Below are 3,706 nucleotides of genomic sequence, written 5' to 3' on the forward strand. Positions count from 1 at the left end.
CGGCTTGAATCATGGCCGGTGCCCTACGTGAATCCCCTTTTGTCAACAGGGCCTAACCGCATGAATTCGCGATGTGAATCGTCCGAAGTCAGAGTTACGCGACAAGGCCCGTTGGTGTCTTCTTCGCCGAAGATTGTCGGCTGGTCCGGAGCTTCTTCTTTACTGTAGACAAGCACGCCGACGGTTATCGTCATAACGGCAACCGCGACGACTGCGAGGGGAACGAGTGGGTTGCTCGACCCTTTGGGTGAAACAGCCGTGTAAATATCGCCGGTCGAAAGGGAAACAGGACCAAAGGCGGCTTGTTCCACCCTGCCGCTTTGCTGCGATTGGAAAAAGCACCGAAGCCGGCCGTTTCATGCTCCGCCGCGGAACGATGCTTTGAGGCATGTGTTGGCGGTCCATGAGTAACTTGCGAAGCGCCCCGCCGAAGAGTCCCAGCGTGATCATCGGCTTCGCAACGGTCGCCGCGTCCGTCCTATTTGTTTCTGTGGCGGCGGCGCAAGGCGCCGGAGAAATGCGCGGGCAAGGATCAGAGCGTGTCGCCGAGTGGTTTGACACCGGCCTGCACTGGACCGTCAGAGCCATTGAGGTCGTTGGGATCGCAACGATCGTGATCGGCGCCGTGGCCGCGACCGCTGTGTTCCTTTACCGGACCATGCAGAAGGGCCCGAAGGAGGCGGTCTATCATAACTTCAGATCGTCTCTCGGTCGTTCGATCCTGCTGGGCCTGGAGTTCCTTGTTGCGGCCGACATCATCAACACGGTGGCCATAGACCCAACACTCCAAAGCGTCGCTGTCCTTGCAGCCGTCGTCGCGGTCCGCACGTTCCTGAGCTTTGCGCTCGAAGTTGAGATAGACGGGCAGTGGCCCTGGAGAAAGCACAAGAACAAGAGCGATTCCGTCTGACCCGTTTGCGAAGCCGGCATTGCGCGGGGTGCCGGTATCGCGGGGGGAGGCCCATCTCAGGCTGCCGTTCAGAAAGAGTTGCGAAGGGTGTGTAAGAGTTGGTGACCGCGCGGCGCAGGATGAAGGATCGCCGCTTGTAAGAAGACACGTCCCGTAAGGGGATTGGGAAGGAACCCGAGGTACTCTGTGAGAACGGACGAAACCCGCTTATTTCCACAGCAGCAGCCCTTCCTGCTGATCTTTCTCGGTGGCCTCGGCATCGTTGGGGCCGTGTCCACGATCGCCGCGATTGCTGTAGCATCCATCATTGTGCCGGATCACAACTGGGTCTCCGAGACGATCAGCGACCTTGCCGCCGGCCCGTTGGAGGTCATTACTGACGTGGCGCTCTACGCGTTTGCCGCGGCACTCGTCGCTACGGCAATCGCCGCAAGCCATGACCATCTCGGTCGGATAGCATGGTCCATTGGCGTTGTGTCGCTAGGAGCACTCGCGGCCGTGGTCGCGGTCATCGCAGCCCATGACGAATACGGTGACAATGATCATGTCGGCATAACTATCCATACCGAACTCGTATATGCCACTGGCGTACTGTTTCTTGCCGCAATGCTTGGCATGTCCCGCGGTGCAGGGTGGCACCAGCCGAGGCTCGACGGGTCCTGGCGCTGCTCGGAACGGTGGGGCGTGCTGTCTCCGGTCTTCTTTTTCCTGCCCAACAGCATCGACGGACTTTACGAGCGGGGCCTGGGCCTGATCGCGAGCGCGTTCGTGATAAGCCTGTCGTGGACCTTCCTGCGTTGCGGTGCTGCCGGCCTCCCGTATCGCTAGCGGAGCCTGCGAATACCGCACGACAGGAAACGGACCGTTTGACAGTCCGGCACATTCCCTGGCCTGAAGCCCCTTATCAGCTTTGGGCCGAACAGGTTTCGCCACGTCCTTCCAACCTCTGCAGGTGTCAATGAAGCTCCATTTCAGATTGCGACAGATCACGAGGCAGATGTGGTTTCTGCCGGCGGTGTTCTCTCTGCTGGCGCTCGCAACGGTGTTTGCAGCGCAGTACGCGACGTTCCTGCTACCACAGGAGTTGCCGTTCGACGTCTCGGAGCGCGCGACCGAGACGGTGCTGACCATCGTCGCGACAAGCATGCTGGCCGTCGCAACGTTCGCACTTGGAACGATGGTCAGTGCCCTCTTCGGTGCCGCACAGGGTAGTTCACCGCGCGCCGTGCGGCTGATTGCCGAGGACAGGAGCGCCCAAGCTCCCATCTCGATCTTCATCGGGTCGTTCCTGTTCAGTATCGTCGGCATCATAGCCCTCTCCAGCGGCTTCTACAGCGCTCCTGGGCGGCTGATCCTGTTCGGCGCCACGATCTTGGTGGTGATCCTTCTCGTCGGCGCGCTCATCCGGTGGATCAACAAGATCCCGTCCATCGGGCAGGTCGGTGAGACTATCAAAAGAGTTGAGGCGGCGACGTCGGAGGCCTTCGCCGAGATAGCGCACCAACCGCTTTTCGGCTGCCTGCCGGCGACGCCCGCGGCCGAGAACGGATCTCCCCTGCACGCGGCCAAAGTCGGCTATGTCCAGCACTTCCGGCCAGACGAACTTCAGGCGGTTGCCGAAGACTTTGGCCTCTTCATCCACGTCTCGGCCCGCCCCGGCACCTATGCGACGCCTGTGAGACCACTGGCGCTCGTCGCGGGGGAACTGACAGATGCCGCAGAGGAACGAATCCACAAGGCCTTCGTCGTCGGTAGCGACCGAACCTTTGAGCACGATCCGCGCTTCGGCCTCATCGTCCTTAGTGAGATCGCCTCCCGTGCGCTTTCCCCCGGCGTCAATGACCCGGGAACCGCTATCAGCGTCATCCACAACCATGTTCGCATCCTCGACCGGTGGTTCAGAACCGAGCCTGCAGTCGACGGCCGGCCCACATTCGACAGAGTGTCAGTCGATCCGATTGTGCCCGAGCACATCCTGAACGACGCTTTCCGAGCAATCTCTCGTGACGGAGCCGACAACATCGAAGTCTGTCAGAAGCTGTTTGAGGCGCTGCGAACGGTTCAGGCTGTTTCGCCAGAGGAATTCGATGTTCCGGTAGTGCGATTCGCAAGTGACGCTCTAGAGCGCGTTCGCAAAACCATGTCCCATCAAGCGGATATCGAAACTGTGGAACATGCCGCGCAGCGCCTCTTCCATCGGCAATTGCCGAACGCTTCTCAAGATGAACGCCACAGGACGGCTACCGAAGACCATGGCTGAGAAACAGCGCTGATTTAGTAGTGTCAGGCAACTGGTCCGTCTCGAACGGCAGTCGGCCTGAGAGACACGCGCCTATCCGCAACGCTTCTAAACGCGTAGTCTGTGCCACCTTCGCAAACTTCGCTTGAAGAGAGTATCGCCGGGCCGGTCGCCCGACGGTACCACAGGAACCAGCGTGCATGAAACGTACCACTGTAACGATACAGCTTGGTTGGCCAGAGCCGGTTCCGAAGCGCAGGCAAGTGACCTGCCGCCACCAAACGATCGCAGTGCTCCGCGGCGAAAGTCCGGGAAACGCAACCCATCTTGAGCGCCAGTCGGCCCGTCGGATCTTGCTGGACCGAAAGTCAGCTTCGCATAGATGCTGAGTTCGATACGGAGCAATGTCGCATGCCCGCTCACCGTTCCGTGCTTCACGAAGTCGTCGCACTGGTAATTTTTCGATGCGGGTGCTCAGTCTGAGTCGTCACCTTCTTCGCTCCCGGGGCCAGTGCGGCCGTCGTCGGCCGAAGGGGGATGCACTTCGAGGGGCTCCA

3 protein-coding genes are annotated in these 3,706 nt (G+C 60.3%); all 3 read left to right on the forward strand.

The window, feature by feature from the left end:
• The first annotated feature begins 442 nt into the window (after positions 1–442).
• The 3 genes from ACFDS3_RS19565 to ACFDS3_RS19575 all read left to right on the forward strand — a co-directional run bounded on the left by ACFDS3_RS19565 (position 443) and on the right by ACFDS3_RS19575 (position 3,170).
• The gene (locus ACFDS3_RS19565; RefSeq protein WP_375264015.1) at positions 443–910 is read left to right on the forward strand and encodes a DUF1622 domain-containing protein; all 468 of its coding nucleotides are present in this window, start codon (positions 443–445) and stop codon (positions 908–910) included.
• A gap of 186 nt (positions 911–1,096) precedes the next feature.
• A complete protein-coding gene (locus ACFDS3_RS19570; RefSeq protein WP_375264016.1) occupies positions 1,097–1,738 on the forward strand; it encodes a DUF998 domain-containing protein in 642 nt (213 codons plus the stop codon).
• Positions 1,739–1,868: 130 nt separating this feature from the next.
• Positions 1,869–3,170 carry a DUF2254 domain-containing protein gene (locus ACFDS3_RS19575; RefSeq protein ID WP_375264017.1) on the forward strand — a complete coding sequence of 434 codons (1,302 nt, stop codon included), beginning with the start codon at positions 1,869–1,871 and terminating at the stop codon, positions 3,168–3,170.
• Positions 3,171–3,706 lie beyond the last annotated feature (536 nt).

Origin of the sequence: Palleronia sp. (genome assembly GCF_042089775.1) — a bacterium.
Taxonomy (GTDB): domain Bacteria; phylum Pseudomonadota; class Alphaproteobacteria; order Rhodobacterales; family Rhodobacteraceae; genus Palleronia.

What these genes read in the sequence shown, in the direction of transcription:
- ACFDS3_RS19575 (WP_375264017.1), top strand. Translation starts at nt 1,869, where the DNA reads ATGAAGCTCCATTTCAGATTGCGACAGATCACGAGGCAGATGTGGTTT.